The organism is Georgenia daeguensis, assembly GCF_039537705.1.
GTDB classification, from domain to species: Bacteria; Actinomycetota; Actinomycetes; order Actinomycetales; family Actinomycetaceae; genus Georgenia; species Georgenia daeguensis.
Genome location: NZ_BAABBA010000006.1, coordinates 51,452 through 69,208 on the forward strand (window position 1 = coordinate 51,452; position 17,757 = coordinate 69,208).

At 73.9% G+C, this 17,757-nt stretch carries 19 protein-coding genes and 3 tRNA genes; 8 read left to right on the plus strand and 14 right to left on the minus strand.

Annotated elements, in window-relative coordinates; translation table 11 throughout:
• Positions 1–87 precede the first annotated feature (87 nt).
• Positions 88–1,572 carry a sensor histidine kinase gene (locus ABD774_RS07525; protein ID WP_345039419.1) on the plus strand — a complete coding sequence of 495 codons (1,485 nt, stop codon included), beginning with the start codon at positions 88–90 and terminating at the stop codon, positions 1,570–1,572.
• A gap of 81 nt (positions 1,573–1,653) precedes the next feature.
• Here ABD774_RS07525 and ABD774_RS07530 read toward each other — a convergent pair whose 3' ends face one another.
• A complete protein-coding gene (locus ABD774_RS07530) occupies positions 1,654–3,075 on the minus strand; it encodes an alanine/glycine:cation symporter family protein (protein WP_345039422.1) in 1,422 nt (473 codons plus the stop codon).
• Between the two features lie 210 nt (positions 3,076–3,285).
• Here ABD774_RS07530 and ABD774_RS07535 point away from each other — a divergent pair, with 210 nt between their 5' ends.
• Positions 3,286–3,957: a response regulator transcription factor gene (locus tag ABD774_RS07535; protein ID WP_345039424.1), complete on the plus strand. Its 672-nt coding sequence runs from the start codon at positions 3,286–3,288 to the stop codon at positions 3,955–3,957.
• Here ABD774_RS07535 and ABD774_RS07540 read toward each other — a convergent pair.
• The 4 genes from ABD774_RS07540 to ABD774_RS07555 form a co-directional block, all read right to left on the minus strand.
• Positions 3,947–4,798: a ketopantoate reductase family protein gene (locus ABD774_RS07540; protein ID WP_345039427.1), complete on the minus strand. Its 852-nt coding sequence runs from the start codon at positions 4,796–4,798 to the stop codon at positions 3,947–3,949. The genes ABD774_RS07535 and ABD774_RS07540 overlap by 11 nt on opposite strands.
• Positions 4,798–5,196 carry a hypothetical protein gene (locus ABD774_RS07545; protein ID WP_345039430.1) on the minus strand — a complete coding sequence of 133 codons (399 nt, stop codon included), beginning with the start codon at positions 5,194–5,196 and terminating at the stop codon, positions 4,798–4,800. The genes ABD774_RS07540 and ABD774_RS07545 overlap by 1 nt, the downstream gene beginning before the upstream one ends.
• Before the next feature lie 115 nt (positions 5,197–5,311).
• Positions 5,312–5,695, minus strand: a complete 384-nt coding sequence (locus ABD774_RS07550; protein ID WP_345039432.1) for a hypothetical protein — start codon at positions 5,693–5,695, stop codon at positions 5,312–5,314.
• Positions 5,696–5,804: 109 nt separating this feature from the next.
• Positions 5,805–7,079: an aminoglycoside phosphotransferase family protein gene (locus ABD774_RS07555; protein ID WP_345039435.1), complete on the minus strand. Its 1,275-nt coding sequence runs from the start codon at positions 7,077–7,079 to the stop codon at positions 5,805–5,807.
• A gap of 173 nt (positions 7,080–7,252) precedes the next feature.
• On the opposite strand from ABD774_RS07555, the gene ABD774_RS07560 reads away from it, so the two are divergent.
• The 5 genes from ABD774_RS07560 to ABD774_RS07580 all read left to right on the plus strand — a co-directional run bounded on the left by ABD774_RS07560 (position 7,253) and on the right by ABD774_RS07580 (position 11,322).
• The gene (locus ABD774_RS07560; protein WP_345039437.1) at positions 7,253–8,284 is read left to right on the plus strand and encodes an adenosine deaminase; all 1,032 of its coding nucleotides are present in this window, start codon (positions 7,253–7,255) and stop codon (positions 8,282–8,284) included.
• Positions 8,281–9,123 carry an alpha/beta fold hydrolase gene (locus ABD774_RS07565; protein WP_345039439.1) on the plus strand — a complete coding sequence of 281 codons (843 nt, stop codon included), beginning with the start codon at positions 8,281–8,283 and terminating at the stop codon, positions 9,121–9,123. The genes ABD774_RS07560 and ABD774_RS07565 overlap by 4 nt, the downstream gene beginning before the upstream one ends.
• The gene (locus tag ABD774_RS07570) at positions 9,120–9,848 is read left to right on the plus strand and encodes an esterase/lipase family protein (RefSeq protein ID WP_345039442.1); all 729 of its coding nucleotides are present in this window, start codon (positions 9,120–9,122) and stop codon (positions 9,846–9,848) included. Before ABD774_RS07565 ends, ABD774_RS07570 begins: the two co-directional genes overlap by 4 nt.
• Positions 9,849–10,030: 182 nt before the next feature.
• Positions 10,031–10,951, plus strand: coding sequence for a hypothetical protein (locus tag ABD774_RS07575; protein WP_345039445.1), 921 nt, complete (start codon positions 10,031–10,033; stop codon positions 10,949–10,951).
• Positions 10,948–11,322: a GntR family transcriptional regulator gene (locus ABD774_RS07580; RefSeq protein WP_345039447.1), complete on the plus strand. Its 375-nt coding sequence runs from the start codon at positions 10,948–10,950 to the stop codon at positions 11,320–11,322. The genes ABD774_RS07575 and ABD774_RS07580 overlap by 4 nt, the downstream gene beginning before the upstream one ends.
• 17 nt (positions 11,323–11,339) lie before the next feature.
• Here the strand turns inward: ABD774_RS07580 and ABD774_RS07585 are convergent, their stop codons facing one another.
• From ABD774_RS07585 to ABD774_RS07615, 7 genes are all read right to left on the minus strand, one after another.
• A complete protein-coding gene (locus ABD774_RS07585) occupies positions 11,340–12,530 on the minus strand; it encodes a UDP-N-acetylmuramate dehydrogenase (protein WP_345039450.1) in 1,191 nt (396 codons plus the stop codon).
• A 77-nt stretch (positions 12,531–12,607) separates the two neighbouring features.
• Entirely contained in the window at positions 12,608–13,063 is a 456-nt protein-coding gene (locus tag ABD774_RS07590) for a MaoC family dehydratase (protein WP_345039452.1), read from the minus strand.
• Entirely contained in the window at positions 13,060–13,533 is a 474-nt protein-coding gene (locus tag ABD774_RS07595; RefSeq protein ID WP_345039453.1) for an FAS1-like dehydratase domain-containing protein, read from the minus strand. Before ABD774_RS07595 ends, ABD774_RS07590 begins: the two co-directional genes overlap by 4 nt.
• Before the next feature lie 32 nt (positions 13,534–13,565).
• Complete coding sequence (rpmG, locus tag ABD774_RS07600; RefSeq protein ID WP_248256539.1) at positions 13,566–13,736, minus strand: 50S ribosomal protein L33; 171 nt, start codon at positions 13,734–13,736, stop codon at positions 13,566–13,568.
• A 62-nt stretch (positions 13,737–13,798) separates the two neighbouring features.
• Positions 13,799–13,875, minus strand: a tRNA-Met gene (locus tag ABD774_RS07605).
• Positions 13,876–13,925: 50 nt separating this feature from the next.
• A tRNA-Thr gene (locus ABD774_RS07610) sits at positions 13,926–13,998 on the minus strand.
• Positions 13,999–14,177: 179 nt separating this feature from the next.
• Positions 14,178–14,259: transfer RNA gene (locus ABD774_RS07615), tRNA-Tyr, on the minus strand.
• Positions 14,260–14,396: 137 nt separating this feature from the next.
• Here ABD774_RS07615 and ABD774_RS07620 point away from each other — a divergent pair.
• Positions 14,397–14,894: a YajQ family cyclic di-GMP-binding protein gene (locus tag ABD774_RS07620; RefSeq protein ID WP_345039457.1), complete on the plus strand. Its 498-nt coding sequence runs from the start codon at positions 14,397–14,399 to the stop codon at positions 14,892–14,894.
• Positions 14,895–15,237: 343 nt separating this feature from the next.
• Here ABD774_RS07620 and ABD774_RS07625 read toward each other — a convergent pair whose 3' ends face one another.
• On the minus strand, positions 15,238–16,152 hold the full coding sequence (locus ABD774_RS07625; protein WP_345039459.1) for an endonuclease domain-containing protein: 915 nt from the start codon (positions 16,150–16,152) through the stop codon (positions 15,238–15,240).
• Positions 16,153–16,707: 555 nt separating this feature from the next.
• Positions 16,708–17,571: a zinc metalloprotease HtpX gene (gene htpX, locus ABD774_RS07630; RefSeq protein WP_345039461.1), complete on the minus strand. Its 864-nt coding sequence runs from the start codon at positions 17,569–17,571 to the stop codon at positions 16,708–16,710.
• Positions 17,572–17,757 lie beyond the last annotated feature (186 nt).

Below are 17,757 nucleotides of genomic sequence, written 5' to 3' on the forward strand. Positions count from 1 at the left end.
TCGGTGGGACGATCGCGCCGGACGGCCGACCCGCCGGGCCGGGGAACGGCGAGCCCGGACGGCCGGGCAGGAGGGCAGGGAGAGACGATGCGGAGGACGACGGACGGCACCTCGCGCGGCATGACCGTGCGCGCCCGCATCCTGGCGCTGACGCTGCTCCTGACCGGTCTCACGCTCGCCATCGCCGGCGGAACCGCCTACGTGCTGCAGCTGGGCCGCGTCGACCAGGGCATCGACGCCAGCCTGCGCCGCACCACCGAGGAGTTCTCCAGCTACGCAGGCGACGCGGCCGCCCGGGGCGGCGCCTCCGCCGATCCCAAGCAGCTGATCTACGGCGGCATGGTCCGCGAGGTCCCGGGCACGAACGAGGGCATGATCGGCTTCGTCGGCGAGCGCCTGGAGTACACGATGCCCTCGGGCGTGCCGCTCGCGGACGATCCCGACCTCGTCGCGCACCTCACCGCGCAGCTCGACGCGGCGGCGGGCAGCGGGCAGGGCCGGATCGCCTCCTTCACCACCGCCACCACCGAGTACCGCTACGCGCTGGTCCCGCTCCGGGTGGGCGGTGTCGGCGTCGGGGCTCTCGTGGTGGCGTTCGACCGGACGGCGGAGCATGCCTCGGTGGACGAGACGTTCCGGACGTACGCCCTCGTCAGCGTGGCGGCGTTCGCGGTGCTCGCCGCCGTCGGCTGGCTCCTCTCGGGGCGGCTGCTCAAGCCGGTGCGCCAGCTGCGCGAGACCGCCGAGCAGATCTCCGAGACGGATCTCTCCGGCCGCATCGACGTCCGGGGGAACGACGACCTCAGCGACCTCGCGCGCACGTTCAACGCGATGCTCGCGCGCCTGGAGGACGCCTTCACCTCCCAGCGCAGGCTCCTCGACGACGCCGGGCACGAGCTGCGCACCCCCATCACGATCGTCCGTGGTCACCTCGAGCTGATGGACCCGACGGACGCCCAGGACGCCGCGGCCACCAAGGAGCTCGCCCTCAGCGAGCTCGACCGCATGCACCGCCTCGCCGACGACCTGGTGATGCTGGCCAGGTCCGAGCAGCCGGACTTCGTCCAGCCGGCCCCCACCGCCCTGGGGTTGCTCCTCGACAACGTCCTGGACCAGGCGCGCCAGCTCGGGGACCGGCGCTGGCGGGTGGACGAGCGGCTCGAGGCTGACGCCGCGGTCGACTCTCAGCGGCTCACCCAGGCCATGCTGCAGCTGGCCGCCAACGCCGTGAAGTTCTCGGAGGACGGCTCCACCGTGGCGATCGGGTCCGGGCTCCGCGGCGACCGGCTGCACCTGTGGGTCCGCGACGAGGGCATCGGCATCGCGCCCGAGCAGCGCGAGCGCATCTTCGACCGTTTCGCCCGCGCGCCGGGCGAGGCGGGGCGGCGCGAGGGGGCCGGGCTCGGGCTCGCGATCGTCGCGGCCATCGCCGAGGCCCACCGCGGCGCCGTCCGCGTGGACTCGCACCCCGGCGCGGGGTCCATCTTCATTCTCGACCTGCCGGCCGTGGCGGTGCAGACGCACGTGGCCGAGGAGCCGGATGCCGACGACGACCGGGCGGGACGGCCCTGAGCGCATGAAGCGGACCCGGACGCCGGCCCCGCCGGACGGGCGCGTCCGGCGTCAGCGGGGCAGGCGTCAGCGCGTCCGACGTCAGCGGGGCAGGCGCTCGAGCGCGGCCGTCCCCTCGAGCGTCGAGACGGCGGGCTCGTCGAGCAGGCTGGGGTCGCGGGCCAGGTAGGCCCTGGTCTCCCGGGCGATCAGCCCGGCGCAGATGACCAGACCGATCAGGTTGGGCAGCGCCATCAGCCCGTTCATGACGTCGGAGAAGTTCCAGACGACGGTCAGCTCCGTCGTCGCCCCGACGAAGACCACGACGGTGAACAGCACGCGGTAGGGCATCACGCCCCGGATGCCCACGAGCCGCTCCATGCAGCGCTCCCCGTAGTAGGCCCAGCCCAGGACCGTGGAGAAGGCGAAGAAGATCACCGAGATGGTCACCACGTAGTGGCCCCAGCTGCCCAGGCCGATGTTGAACGCCTCCGCCGTCATCCCGGCGCCCTCGATGCCGCTGCTCCAGGCGCCCGTGGTGATGATGACCAGGCCGGTCATGGACACGACGATCAGGGTGTCGATGAAGGTCTGCGTCATCGAGACGAGCCCCTGGCGGACGGGGTGGCGGGTCTGGGCGGCCGCCGCGGCGATGGCCGCGGACCCCATGCCCGACTCGTTCGAGAAGATGCCGCGGGCGACGCCGTACTGGATCGCCAGGATGAGGGTCGAGCCCAGGAACCCGCCGGCGGCCGCGGTGCCGGTGAACGCGTCGGTGAAGATCAGCGCCAGCGCCTGCGGGATGTCCGCGACGTTGAGCACGAGGACCACCAGGGACGCCACGACGTAGAGGACGATCATCATCGGGACGAACCCGGCGGTGACCTTGCCGATGGACCGGATGCCGCCGAGCAGCACGGCACCGGTGAACACGGCCAGGACGATGCCGACGATCCAGGCGGGGACGCCGAAGGACTCCTCCACGGAGGTCGCCACGGTGTTGGACTGCGTCATGTTGCCGATGCCGAAGCTGGCCAGCACCGCGAAGACGGCGAAGACGATGCTCAGCGTGAGCCCGAACTTGTTGGGGATGGCGCGGGCGAGGTAGTACTGCGGCCCGCCCGAGACCTCGCCGCGTGCGTCCTTGGTCCGGAACCGCACGCCGAGGAAGGCCTCGGAGTACTTCGAGGCCATGCCCAGCAGACCGGTGACCCACATCCAGAACAGCGCTCCGGGGCCGCCGAGGTAGATCGCGGTGGCGACGCCGGCGATGTTGCCGACCCCGACCGTGGCGGCGAGCGCCGTGGTGAGCGCCTGGTAGTGCGAGATGTCGCCGTCGGCCCCCTCGTCCTTGCGCTGGACCAGCGCGAGGCGCAGCGCGGCGCCGAGCTTGCGGAACTGCAGCCCGCCCAGGCGGATCGTCAGGTACAGGCCGGTCCCGAGGAGCAGCGGGATGAGCACGAACGGCCCCCACACCACTCCGCCGATGTCCCCCAGGGTCGTCGCCAGCCGCTCGCTGTCCATGCATCTCCCTCGTGCCGAGCCCGGACCGCTGTCGGCCGGACGCTTGGTCGCAGAACCTAGCGCCTTCTGTGCCCGCCGTCACAAACGCGTCCACAACGGCGGTGACCCGCCAGATCCGGACCTCCCCCGCGGCCCCCGGCGGGACGCGCGGCTGCCCGACGCCGGGCGTCGCGTGATGGGAGACTGTCCGGAAACCACCGTGGAGGGCAGATGGCGCAGATCCTGATCGTCGAGGACGAGGCCGGGATCTCCTCGTTCGTCACCAAGGGCCTGAAGGCCGCCGGGCACCAGCCGACCGCGGTGGGCACCGGGCGCGAGGCCCTCGCGCACGCCCACACCGACGGCTACGACCTCGTCATCCTCGACATCGGCCTGCCCGACATGGACGGGTTCGACGTGCTGCAGCGAATCAGGGGCCAGGGCTCGACCGTCCCGGTCATCATCCTCACGGCACGGTCCTCCGTGGACGACACGGTGGCCGGCCTCGAGGGCGGCGCGGACGACTACATGGCCAAGCCGTTCCGCTTCGAGGAGCTCCTGGCGCGGGTCCGGCTGAGGCTGCGCAGCGAGCCCGGCGCCGTGGAGACGACGGTCCTGACCTACGGCGACCTCTCCCTGGACCTGCGCAGCAGGCGGGTGAGCGCCGGCGAGACCGAGGTGGACCTCTCCGCGCGCGAGTTCGCCCTGCTCGAGACGTTCATGACCCACCCCGGTCAGGTCCTCTCGCGCGAGCAGCTGCTCTCCCGGGTCTGGGGCTACGACTTCGACCCGGGCTCCAACGTCGTCGACGTCTACGTGCGCTACCTGCGCAAGAAGATCGGCGCCGCGCACCTGGAGACGGTCCGCGGCATGGGCTACCGCCTGGTCGCCCTCACGCGCTGACGCGGGACCGCAGCTCGCCGACCACCCGCGCGAGCGTGGGCGTCGGCACACCGTGACGTTCCCCCAGCGCGAGCAGGTGCCCGCCGATCGCCTCGAGCTCGGTGGGACCGCCCGCACGGATGTCGTGCTGGAGCGAGGACATCATCGTGGCGGGCAGGCGGCGCAGGAACGCGTCGAGGTCCTGAGCCGTCGCCGGCCACCCGTCCGCCGTGGCCACGGCGGCCACCTCGGCGACGACGCCGCGCGTCAGGTCCGGGTCGTGCTCGAGCGCCTGCCCCAGTGGCAGATCCGTCCAGGAGGTCAGCAGCGCCGTCGGGGCCAGGAAGCTGTACTTGCGCCAGAGGATGTCCTGCTCCGAGCCGCGCACGCGCACGTCGGCGCCAGCGCGCCGCAGCGCCTCGGCGATGCGCGCCGCACCGCCGGCGGGGACGTTGACGATGAGGTACTGCCCGCGGTGGACGATCGTGCCGTCGTCCCGCGAGGCCTCGACCTGGACGGACCCGCTGACGGCGTTCGGGACCTCGCGGAGCGTCTCGGCGTGCCCGAGACCGTTGAGGAGGGCGAGCACCTCGGTCGGGGCCGCGGCGCGGAGGCCCGGGAGGACGTCGGGGAGGCCGTAGCTCTTGACCGCGAGGACGACGGCGGAGCCGGGCGGGACCGCGGTGGTCACCGGCACCATCGCCGTGAGCTCCCCGAACATCTCCGACCGGACACGCAGGCCGTCCGTGAGGATCCGCCGGGCGCTGCCTGGCCGTGCGACGACCACGACGTCCTCCCCCGCCCGGTGGAGCAGGGCGGCGATCAGTCCGCCGACGGCGCCCGGCCCGAGAACGGCGAGCATCACTCGGGGGTCTCCGCCGTGATCGGGCTGGGTGGTGAGACCACGATCGGCCCGGACGAGTCGTCGTCGGCCGAGTCGTCGCCTGAGCCGCCAGACCCGGAGGAGTCGTCGGAGCCGCCAGACCCGGAGTCGTCGTCGGACCCGGAGTCGTCGTCCGACCCGGAGTCGTCGTCCGTCTCCGGCGACGGCGTCTCGGTCGCCGACGGCGTCGCGGACGGCGCCGGGGTCGCCCCGGCGTCGGTGTGTTCGGACGGCTCCGCCGGCGGCGTCGCGGAGATCTCGACAGCGTCGAGGGTCTCGGGGTCCCGAGCCTCGCCCGCGACCGCACCGAACGCGCCGGCGACACCCACCACCCCGAGCGTGCCGCCGATCACCGCCCACATGCTTCTGGCGACCATCTCAGCTCCTCACTGCTCCTGCCGGTACACCGTCCCACGGTAGCGGGGGCCGCGACCAGCGTCGGAACCGATCGAGCGCCCGCCCGGGAACTCTCCCCCGCGCCGGCGCGGGCGCTCACTCGCCGGACTGCGCCGAGGGGGCGGTGAGCGGCGAGGCCGGCGTGACGGGGCTGGCCGCCGACGCGGGGGTCACCGGGCTGGCCGCCGACGCGGGGGTGACCGGGCTGGCCGGGGTCACCGGGCTGGCCGCCGACGCCGGGGTCACCGGGGTGAGCGCCGTCGTCGCGCTGCCGGCGCTGACCGAGGCCGGGTCGGTGGCTCGGGAGTCAGGGGTGGCCACCTCGGCCGCGGGCGTGGTGGTCTCCGTCGCGGCGGGCGTCGTGACCTCCGCTCCCGAGAGGTCCTGGGTGTCTTCGGTGTCGGCGACGGCGACGCCCACCCCGCTCGCCGCGGCGAGGACGCTCAGGGTGCCGGTGGTGATCCAGTGCTTGTGGTTCATCGCGTGATGCCTCCTGCGGTCGTTGCCCGGAGGTGCCGGGCTGCTGATGACCACAACCCTGGCGTGCGCGGGTGAGACGACGAGGAGGAGGAGATGACAACGTTCTCATTCAGTGCGGCCCGCGCCGGGCGAGCAGCTCACGCCCGTGGGCCAGCCACGCCTCGGCGCAGGCCAGTCGCCCCTCCGCGTCGGCGAGCCAGTGCGCGCCGTCGGTCCGGCGGGCGCCCGCGACAAGTGAGAGCACCACCCCCGCGCACCGGGCGTGCAGCGCCACGGGGTCTACGACGGCAGAGCAGGCGCGCGTCCAGGCGTCGAGCACCTCGGGCACGTGCGGGTAGGTCTCCGGCGCGAGGTGCGGCAGCACGGAGACGTGGCCGAGGAGGCACGCGAGGTCGTCGACGCGGTACCCCGGGCCGACGGCGTCCACGTCCAGCAGCGCGGTGAGCGCGACGAGGTCGGGCCGGGGGGCCATGAGGACGTTCGCCTCGTAGAAGTCACCGTGCGTGGGCACCACCGGGCCGGGGTCCGAGTTCGCCATGAGGTGGTTGACCCCCTCGGCGAGCGCCTCGGTGCGCGCGGCGTGCTCCGGCAGCACGGTCGCCGCCGCGTGCGCGTAGTGGTCCGCCCGCTCCGACCACGCGGGCCGCCGCGGCAGGTCGAGCAGGGCCGGCGGCAGGGCGTCCAGGGTGCCCAGAAGTGCGTCGAGCACCGCGCCGGCCCGGTCGCCCAGGCCGCGCGAGAGCAGGTTCGCCAGCGGCGTGCCGCGGCCCGCGGCGAGCAGCACCAGCCCGTCCTCGTCCGCGCGCAGCACCTCGGGCGCGGGCACGCCCGCGGCGGTGAGGGTGCGGTGCCGCTCGACGAAGGCACCCGCGGCCGAGGGGCGGACCACCTTGAGGTACGCGACCGCCCCGGCCGGCTCCGCCCGGCGGACGCGCAGCACCGCCCGGCGGGTGGGCCGGTAGGCGAGCAGCTCCACCGTCACCCGCGAGCCCAGCCGGTCCGAGAGCCGGGCGGCGTCGCACGCCACCGCGAGCGCGGGCAGCTCGGGGTCGGCCGGGTGACGCCACAGGTGGACCACCGGTCCGCCGTCGGGCTGCTCGAGCCGGACCAGGCCGGGTCCCGCGCCGTGGGAGAGCCGGGCGGTGGTGGCGCAGAGGTACTCCTCGCTGCGCACGGGGGTGCCGGCGCTCCCGGCACGCTCGACCGTCGCGGTGTACCCGACGGTCACCCCCGCCCCGGGCCGGTGATGGATCGTGTGCACCTGCCAGTCCAGCAGCCGGCCACCCTCGGCCTCGAGCGCGCCCGCGAGCATGTCGCCGGCCTCGGTACCGGTCAGCAGCGCGACGTCGGCCGGCTCACGCCGGGCGGCAGCTGGGACGCTCATGGGGCAAGTTGACCATGACGGGACCGATCCCCGCGGCCGGACACGACGATTCCCCCGCGCCGGCGGCGTGCGGGCGCTGCCGACGGCACCGCCCCGGCGCTGCCGACGGCGCCGCCCGGGAGCTGCGGCGGGCCCGGCGGCCGCGTGGGCACCGGGGTGGCAGACTCGTCGAGGTGCGCGATCTGGTCACCCTGCCGAAGGCTCACCTGCACCTGCACTTCACGGGCTCGATGCGGGTCTCGACGCTCCGGGAGCTCGCTGCCGAGCAGGGCGTGCGCCTGCCCGCCTCCCTCACCGACGCCGACCCGCTGCGGGTCCCGGCCTCCCAGCGCGGCTGGTTCCGGTTCCAGCGCTCCTACGACGCCGCGCGCGCCGTCGTGCGCTCGGAGGCCGCGATGCGCCGGATCGTGCGCGAGGCCGCTGAGGACGACGCCGCCGAGGGCTCGCGCCGCCTCGAGATCCAGGTCGACCCGACGTCGTACGCGCCCTTCGTCGGCGGCCTCACGCCGGCCCTGGAGATCGTCCTGGACGAGGCCCGCTCCGCGAGCGCGGCCACGGGCGTCGAGGTCGGCGTGATCGTGGCGGCCTCCCGCACCCGGCACCCGCTGGACGCCCGGACGCTGGCGCGGCTCGCGGCCAAGCACGCCGGCGACGCCCCCGGGCAGGTGGTGGGGTTCGGGCTGAGCAACGACGAGCGGCGGGGCGAGACCTCCGAGTGGGCGCCCGCCTTCCGCATCGCCCGCCACGCCGGGCTGGCGGGCGTGCCGCACGGCGGCGAGCTGCTGGGCCCCGAGCACGTGCGCGACGTCGTCGCCCACCTCAAGCCCGCCCGCCTCGGCCACGGCGTGCGCTCCGCCGAGGACCCCGACCTCCTCGGCCGCATCGTCGACGCGGGGATCGCCCTGGAGGTGTGCCCGTCGTCGAACGTCTCCCTCGGCGTCTACCACGACTCCTCGCAGGTGCCCCTGCGTACCCTCGTCGACGCCGGTGCCCGGGTGGCGCTGGGTGCGGACGACCCGCTGCTGTTCCTCTCCCGGCTGGTCGACCAGTACCGCATCGCCCGGGAGGACCACGGCCTCGACGACGCCGCTCTCGCCGCGCTGGCCCGCAGCTCCATCGAGGTCTCGCTGGCGTCGGAGACCTCGAAGCGCGCGATGCTCGCCGACGTCGACGCCTGGCTGGCCGCGCCGGCCCTGGTCGGATGACGGCGCGCCCGGAGCCCCTCGCGCTCAGGCCGGAGGGGGCGAGGGCGATCGGCCCGGCCCACGCGCTGCGCAGCTCGGTCGTGCGGGTCCGGGGCACCTGGACGCGGGTCCACCGGGTCGCGGACGAGCCGGCACGTCCGGACGGCCCCGTCTTCGTGCTGCTGCACGGCATCGGCGTCTCGGCGCAGGAGTTCGCGACGCTCGTCCACCTGCTGTCGACGACCGGACGGGTGTACGCCCTCGACCTGCCGGGGCACGGCGGACTCCCCCGGCCGCGCCGCTGCGAGCCGGAGATCGCCGACCTCGCGGCCGTGGTGGCCGAGGTGCTGGACGCGGCGGACGTGCGATCCGCCGTCGTCGTCGCGCACTCGATGGGCGCCCAGGTGGCCGTCGAGCTGCTCGCCACCCGCCCGGACCTCGTAGCGGGCGCCGTGCTCATCAGCCCGGTCGTGGACGCCGCGGCGCGCCGGGCGCTCCCCCAGGGGCTCCGCCTTGCGGGCTCGAGCATGCATGAGACGCCGCGCACGATCGCCGTCACCGCGCGGGCCTACGCCGCCTGCGGCGTGCGCTGGTTCTCCGCGGTCGCCCGCGCGATGCTCCGCTACCCCGTCGAGCAGCGGATGGCCCAGGTCCTCGCGCCGGTCGTCCTGATGCGGGGCGAGCACGACGCCGTCGCGCCGGAGCGGTGGCTGGAGGCGCTGGCGGGCCGCCACGGCGACGGCGCCGCCGAGACGCGGACCGTCCCCGGCGCCGCCCACAACGTCGTCGCCGACCACGCCGGCGCGGTGGCCCGCGCGGCGCTCGACGTCCTGGCGCGCACCCGGGCCGGCACGGCGTGAACCCCGTGGCCCGGCTGCGGCTCCGGACGCGCGCCGCCGACTACGCGTACGCCCTGCGCCACGAGGCGCGGGCGTTCCTCGGCCCGCGGACGGACCCGGCGCGCTACCTGCCCGGGGGCGGGTGGCACCGCGTCGACGCGGCCGTCCCCCGAGCGCCTGTGCTGCTGCTCCCGGGCGTCTACGAGACCTGGCGCTTCCTCGAGCCCCTCGCCGCGCACCTCGCGGGTGCCGGGCATCCCGTGCACGTCCTGAGCACCCTCGGCGTGAACCGCCGGCCCGTCCTCGACGCCGCCGCGCGCGCCGGGGCGTACCTGACGGAGAACGATCTCTCCGGCGTGGTGCTCGTCGCCCACTCCAAGGGCGGGCTCATCGGGAAGACCCTCATGCTGGGCGACGGCGGCGCGCGGGTGGCGGGCATGGTCGCCGTCGCCACCCCCTGGGACGGCTCCGTCTACGCACGGCTCTTCCCGCCGGGCTCGGCCGTGCGGCACTTCTCGCCCCGCGACCGGCAGATCCTCGCGCTCGCCCGCGAGCGCGGCGTCAACGCGCGGATCGTCGCCGTGGCTCCCGCCTGGGACCCGCACATCCCGGGCACCGGCGAGCTCGCGGGCGCGCGCCGGAACGTCCGGCTCGGCGGGTCGGGCCACTTCCGCGTGCTGGACGACGCCGAGCTGCGCGAGGCAGTGCTGGCCGCGGTGAACGAGCTCGGGACGCACGCGCCCTGACGGGCACGCCGGCCCGGTCACCCGGCGTGCCGGGCCGGGGCGCGTCAGGGCGTGCACGGCCGCCCTGGGCGCCGGGAGCTGCCCGGGGTATGTCTCCCCGGTTTTCCTACCCCGACCCGTTGACGGCAGTGCCCCGACCCGACACACTCATTGTGTCAGGTCATTGGATCATTGGAGGCGTCGTGCGCGTGCTCATCCTGCTTCTCGTCACCGTGGTGCCGCTCGCGCTCGTCGGCGTGCTCGTCACCGTGCTGGCTCGCTCCGGCCGCGGCAGCCGCCCCGAGAACACGCCGGTCGCGACGCTCGTGGCCGCCCGACGGCACGAGAACGTCGCGACGGCGCTCGGCCTGGCGGGCGGGCTCGCCGCCGCGACGGCGCTGCTCGCTCTCGCCGGCAACGGAGCGCGGCTCGTGCCGGGGCCGCCCGGCCTGGCCGCCGCCCTCGGACCGACGGCCGGTGCGCTCGTCCACCTCCTCCTGCACGCCGTGGGCGAGCGGACGTGGCCCCGCCCGGTGGGCGCCGTCCGGACCGCCGTCCTGCGGCGCCGCACGGTGCGCGAGATCTCGGGCCGTCACCTCACGCTCGTCCTCGTCACCTCGGCCCTGCTCGCCGTGTCGCTCGCCCTCTTCATGCTGACGGCCGACGAGACCGGGCGCGCGGTGCCCCTGCTGATCACCTCCGAGACGGCGGCTGCGGGCGTCGTGGGCGGGGCGTCGGGGCCCTACCCGGGTGCGCCCTACGCGTTGCCGATGCTCCTCGGGCTCGCACTCGTCCTGGCGGCGACAGCATGGGTGCTCCACCTCGTCGCCCGCCGGCCCGCCGTCTCCGGCACCCTTCCCGAGGACGACCTGGAGCTCCGCAGGACCAGCGCGCGACGCATCCTGGGCGGGGTCCAGCTCTTCGTGGGCGGCGGTGCGGGCGCCGTGCTCCTCGTCGCGGGCCTCGCGCTCCACAACGCCGAGTGGTCGCTCGCCGCGTGGTTCGCCGTGCCGCTCGGTCTCGTGGTTGCCGTCGTCTCCCTGGTCGTCGCCGCGCAGGCCTTCGCCCCGGGTGACCCGCGACCGCGCCGGGAGGGCACCGCCGTCGGGACCGCGCGCCCGTGAGTGGGCGCATCACGGTCGACCTGTCCGCGGGCGTGCCGCCGTACGAGCAGATCCGCGCGCAGGTGGCCGCGCTGGTGGCGGCCGGGACCCTCGCCGCGGGCGACCGGTTACCGACCGTGCGGGACCTCGCCGCCGACCTCGGGGTGGCGGTCGGGACGGTGCAGCGCGCCTACCGAGAGCTCGAGGCCCAGGGCACGGTGCTGTCGCGGCGCCGCACCGGGACCGTCGTCGCGCCCGCCGCGCCGGCGTCCGGCCGGGCCGCCGAGATCCGGGCGGCCGCCCACGAGTTCGTCAGTCGGGCACGGGCGTCCGGGCTGGACGACCGGGAGATCCTCGACCTGGTGCGGGGCGCGCTCATGACGGACACCTGACCGCACGCGCTGCAGCCTCAGAGGCTGACGCCCACCAGCACCGGCTCGGGCACCAGCGTCACGCCGAAGGTGTCGCGCACCCCGTCTCGCACGGTCCGCGCGAGCGCGAGGAGGTCCGCGGCCGTGGCGGAGCCGCGGTTCGTCAGCGCGAGGGAGTGCTTGGTGGACAGCGTTGCCGGCCCCGGTGCGCCGAAGCCCTTGTCGAAGCCGGCGCGGGAGATCAGCCACGCGGCCGAGCTCTTCACCAGGCCCTCGACCGCCGGCGCGGCGGCGCCGATCTGCCCGATGCGCGTGTGGTCCGTGACGGGGAAGCGCGGCGCGTCCTCGGGCAGGCGCGCGTCGGCCTCCTCCGTGGTGAGCACCGGGTTGGTGAAGAACGAGCCCGCGGACCAGGTGTCGTGGTCGGCGTCGTCCAGCACCATGCCCTTGCTCCGGCGCAGCTCCAGCACGGCCTCGCGCACCTCGGCGGCCGGCACCCGAGCACCGACGGCGACGCCGAGCCGGCGGGCGAGCTCCGCGTACCGCACGGGCGCGGAGAGCGTCGCCAGGCGCAGCTGGAAGGTCACCTCGAGCACCACGTAGCGGCCCGTCGGGCCCCAGGTGCGGCCGCCCCCGGCGTCGGCGTCGCTCAGGGACCGCTTGAGGACGCTGGTGCGGTAGCCGAGGCCGAGCTCACCGACGGCGAGCATCCGGGTGCGCCGCTCGAGCCGGTCGTACACCCGCACGGAGGAGAGCGTCTCGGCCACCTCCTGGCCGTAGGCGCCGACGTTCTGCACCGGCGTCGCGCCGGTGGAGCCGGGGATGCCGGAGAGCGCCTCGACGCCCATCCAGCCCTCGGCGACGGCGGTGGCGACCACCTCGTCCCAGGGCTGCCCCGCCGGGACGACGAGGTTCGCCCCGGCGCAGGAGGAATCGGCCACGCCGTCGATCCCGCGCCGGGTGTCGCGCACGACGACGCCGTCGAACCCTTCGTCCGAGACGAGGAGGTTCGACCCGCCGCCGAGGACGAGGACCGGGGTGCCGGCGTCGTCGGCGGTGCGCACGACCTCGACCAGCTCGGTCTCGCTCGCGGCGTCGACCAGCTCGCGCACCGGCCCGCCCACCCTCAGGGTGGTGAGCGCGGCCAGCGTGGCGGGTCCGGCGGCGACGGCGGCGGCCGTGCCTGCGGTTCCGGGAGTGGGCGCGGGGTGTCCGGAGGTCTGGGTCACCGTCCCAGGCTACGTCGCCGCGCCGGACCGGTCAGTGTGCCGCCCGTCGCACCGGCCGGGGCGGTCGGACGAGCCCCTCAGCCCAGGCGCACGACCGCCTGCGCCTTGGCGAGCACCGTGGCGCCGCCGGACGTCACCGTCAGGTCGACGCGCACGGAGCCCTCCCCCAGGTCCACGGCGCCGACCTTGCCGACCACCTGGACCTCGACCGAGCCCGGGTCGGGCACCTGGATCGGGCGGGTGAAACGGACGCCGTACTCGGCCACCGCACCGGGGTCGCCGGCCCAGTCCACGACGGCGGAGCCCGCGAGCCCCATCGTCAGCATGCCGTGGGCGATGACCCCGGGCAGGCCGACCTCGGCGGCGAAGCGGTCGTTGTAGTGGATCGGGTTGAAGTCCCCGCTCGCGCCGGCGTAGCGGACCAGGCGGTCCCGGTCGACGGCGTAGGTGCGGCTGAACAGCTCGGTGCCGGTCTCCAGCTCGGTCAGGACGGGCCGCGTCCCGCGGTCCAGGACCTCGTTGTGCTCGCTCACTTCTCGGCCCCCCTCACGGCCAGGGTCGAGGTCACGGTCGCGACCGGGGCCTCGGCGTCGTCGGCGATCTCGGCGCGGGTGGTCACCAGGGTGATGCCGCCGCGCTCGAGGATCTTGTCCACGTGGACGGTGGTGCGCAGCCGGTCCCCGGCCACGATGGGCCGGTGGTGGACGAAGCGCTCCTCGGCGTGCACCACGCGGGAGAAGTCGATGCCCGACTCGGGCGCGGCGACGTACGCCTGCTCCGCCCGCTGGGCCAGGACGACGGCGAAGGTGGGCGGCGCCACGACGTCGGAGTAACCCAGCGCCCAGGCGGCGTCGGGGTCGGTGTGAGCGGGGTGGGTGGCGCCGGTGGCCGCGGCCATCTCGGCGATCTTCACGCGGGAGACCTCGTACGTCTCCGTGGGGGCATAGATGCGCCCCACAAGCGTCTTGTCGACGCCGGTGGGGCGGGTGCTGGACTCGGTCATCGCCCCAGACTAGAGGGGCGGGACCGGATCGGTCAGCGGGTCTCGCGGTGCGTGGTCTTGGCGTTGCAGCGCGGGCAGTACTTCGCCAGCTCGAGACGGTCGGGGTTGTTCCGACGGTTCTTCTTGGTGATGTAGTTGCGCTCCTTGCACACCTCGCAGGCGAGGGTGATCTTGGGGCGGACATCTCCGGACTTGCTGGCCACGGCGTTTCCTCACGTTCGACTGTCGTGCGAGCGGCCATTCGGCTGCTTCATCGTTCACTGCTTGGTAGCGGGGGCGGGGCTCGAACCCGCGACCTCACGATTATGAGTCGTGCGCTCTCACCAACTGAGCTACCCCGCCGCGTCCTGACGCACCGCCGTCGTCAATCATACGACGGTCCTACAGACCAGAGCCCCGAAAGGGAATCGAACCCTTGACCTTCTCCTTACCATGGAGACGCTCTGCCGACTGAGCTATCGGGGCAGCGCGGACGAGCCTACCTGCCCGAGCGGCCCAGAGTGAAATCCAGGCCGGGCGTCACGGGGGTGAGACCTCTCACACCCCCGCCACACCCGCGGCCGAGCGCCGCCGCTGGTGCGGCGCACGTCCGGCTCGGACATGACAGCGGCCCGTCGGTGGTGCTCCACCGATGGGCCGGTCCGTGGCGAGTGCAGGATTCGAACCTGCGAAGCATTCCGCGGCTGATTTACAGTCAGCTCCCTTTGGCCGCTCGGGCAACTCGCCTCGCACCTCGGAAGGTGCAGGTGGAACGATAGCAAGAACCCCGGGGTGCGCCGAACCGTGGAGCGGGCGACGAACGTCACAACCGCTGCCGGCCGGCCAGACCCGTGTCCCGACCGCACTACCCAAGGAGCCCGGACATGGCCGACTCGTCCTTCGACATCGTCAGCAAGGTGGACCGTCAGGAGGTGGACAACGCCGTGAACCAGGCGGCGAAGGAGATCTCGCAGCGTTACGACTTCAAGAACGTCGGCGCCTCGGTGACGCTCTCCGGCGACACCGTGACGATGACCGCCAACTCGGAGGAACGGGTCAAGGCGGTTCTCGACGTGCTCCAGACCAAGCTGATCCGCCGCGGCGTCTCCCTCAAGGCGCTCGACCTCGGCGACGGCGAGCCCAAGCCGTCCGGGAAGGAGTACCGGCTCGTGGGCTCCCTCAAGGAGGGGCTGAGCCAGGAGAACGCGAAGAAGATCACCAAGCTGGTGCGGGACCAGGGCCCCAAGGGGGTCAAGACGCAGATCACCGGGGACGAGGTGCGCGTCAGCTCGAAGAGCCGCGACGAGCTGCAGGAGGTCATCGCTCTGCTCAAGGGCGCCGAGGACATCGACGCCGCGCTGCAGTTCGTCAACTACCGCTGATCACCCGGCCACCGACGGTCCCGGCTACGTCAGCCCGGCCAGGCCAACACGGCCCGGCCAACACGGCCCAGCCACCCCCGGCCCGGCCCGGCCAACACGGCCCAGCCACCCCCGGCCCGGCCCGGCCAACACGGCCCAGCCACCCCCGGCCCGGCCAACACGGCCCCGCCGCCTGCAACGAGGTCGGGGTTCTGGTTCGAGATCAAGCTCCGGCTAACCAGAACCTCGATCTCGTTTGCGTGGCCGGCGCACGTTCGTCACAAATCTTCGGTGCCCAGCCCGTACCGCTGGCCACTGTCCGAGCCGTCGAAGATCCCCTGGTAGTCGTTCGCGCGCTCGCCGGTCAGCGGCCGGCCCGCCGTAGCGCCGTCTCGATCTGCTCCCGCACCAGCCAGGGCCTCTCCACAAGCTGCCGCCACGTGAAGCGGAGCACCGTGTACCCGGCCAGCATCAGGCTGTTGAGCCGTTCACGGTCGGCCTCGAAGTCGTTGTGCGCACGCCTGCCGTCAGCCTCGACGATCAACCGGGCTGCACGGAACAACACGTCAGCACGGGCGAGCAGGCTCCCACCCTCGACGATCCGCTGATCTGCTTCCCAGCCCGTGATTCCGGCGTCGTGAAGAATGCGGTGCAGCCGTCGCTCGGCCTCACTCAAGGCTCCCGACCGCGTAGCAGCCTCCAGCCGGCGAAGCTGCCTGACTCCGGGCGTGCCCCGCCGCTCCCGGACCGCGGTGACGAGGTCGGCGGCCGTGATGACCTCGCGCGTACGAACCCAGGCCATCAGCCTCTCGGCCTCCGGGTACGGCAGGAGAGCGAGACAGTCGAGCGCCGTCCGTCGTCGGCTCGTGAGGCGGAAGGAAAGCATGCGACGCACGTCTCGCCGGTGCAGGTCGAAATAGTGCGGCACCACGCCACGGCTGGCCTGCCGCCGAACCGGCAGAACCACGTGCACAGTCCCGTCGTCATGCAGGGGCATGCCGTGAAGCAGGCCCGCGGTGCGGTAGGCAAGGATTGCGTCAGGCCACGTCAGCGCGGCACCTGCGGCTCGTAACCTCACTTCGTCGGCGGCACCGCGCGAGCCGCCGGCACCAGCCACGTAGGCGCCTCCGACGAGGTGTCTCCAGCTTCCCCTCCTCAGCCGCCCGCGGATGACTCCCCGTGTCAGCCCCGCGTCCGACGCCATTCGAAGCGTGAAGACACCCAGAACCGCCGCGCGACGCAGCCTTTCGTCAGCCGCAGCAAGGGCCGCCCTGTCCATGGCAAGGAGCGTGCGCAGTCCACCGGCAAGGCGTCCTGCACCATCCACAACCCCAGGGGCTACTCGCCCGATCCACAGGTAGATATCGACGGCCCGAGGAACGGGGGGAGATCACCCGGGAACGCTGGATACGCGCCGCGCCACGCCATCGGACCCAGAAGGCCGCCGCCGGCGCACGGCCGCGACACCGCCAACGCAGGTGTCGCACCCGCCGCGACGCCGGCACCGCAGGCGGGACGCAGGCGCGTACCACGTCCTTCCGCCGCGGCGCGAACGAGATCGAGGAAATGGCGAGAGATGCGCACTCCGCGAACCAGAACCTCGATCTCGTGGCGTGAGGTGTCGAAGATCCACCCGGCGACGGGCGTCCGAATCCACTGCCGCGGCGGGCCTCCGAACGCGGACCGTGCCGCGGCGGGCCTCCGAACGCGGACCGTGCCGCGGCGGGCCTCCGAACGCGGACCGTGCCGCGGCGGGCCTCCGAACCCCACTGCCGCGGCGGGCCTCCGAACCCGGACCGCCGCGGCGTGCGGCCGGTGCCGCGGAGCGGCGCAGTCAGTAGCCCGCCATGCGCTCCAGCCGGGCGATGCGCTCGTTCATGGGCGGGTGCGTGGCGAACAGCTTCGTCATGCCGCCGCCGCGGAACGGGTTGGCGATCATCATGTGGCTGACGTTCTCCATCCGCTGCGTCGGCTGGAGCGGCCGCGAGGCCGCGCCCGACTCGATCTTGCGCAGCGCGGAGGCGAGCGCGAGCGGGTCCCCGGTGAGCTGCGCGCCGTCCTCGTCGGCGTCGAACTCCCGGGTGCGCGAGATCGCGAGCTGGATCATCGTCGCGGCCAGGGGCGCGAGCAGGGCGGTCGCGAGCAGTGCCAGCGGGTTGGCCCGCTCCCGGTCCCCGCCGCCGAAGAAGAGCAGGAACTGCGACACCGCGGTGATGAGGCCGGCGACCGCCGCGGCCACCGAGGAGGTCAGGATGTCCCGGTTGTAGACGTGCATGAGCTCGTGACCGAGCACGGCCCGCAGCTCACGCGGCTCGAGCAGCCGAAGGATTCCCTCCGTGCAGCACACCGCCGCGTTCTGCGGGTTACGACCGGTCGCGAAGGCGTTGGGCTGCGCCGTCGGGGAGATGTACAACCGGGGCATCGGCTGGCGTGCGGCCGTCGCCAGCTCGCGGACCATCGCGTAGAGGCCCGGCGCCTCGGCCTCGCTGACCGGGCGCGCCGCCATCGCCCTGATCGCGAGCTTGTCGGAGTTCCAGTAGCTGTAGAACGTCGAGAGCAGGCCGATCCCGGCGAACAGCCAGATGAACATCGAGCTGCCCGTGCCGTTGGCGATCAGGGCACCAACGGCCAGCAGCACGACCCACATGCCCGCGAAGAGCAGGGTTGTCTTCAGACCGTTGCTGAAACGGCGGTTCATCGGGCGGGGTCCTCCTCGTGAGGTGGGTCGGCGGTGCACGGCTCCGCAGCGCTGTCATCTGGTCCAACGCTTCTCCCACCGGCCTCGTTCCCTAGGGTTGCCTCATGCGCGCGTACCGGACGGGTGATTCCCGGCACCCCGATTCCGGCGCGAACCCGTACGCGGACCTCCTGGCCCAGGGACCGC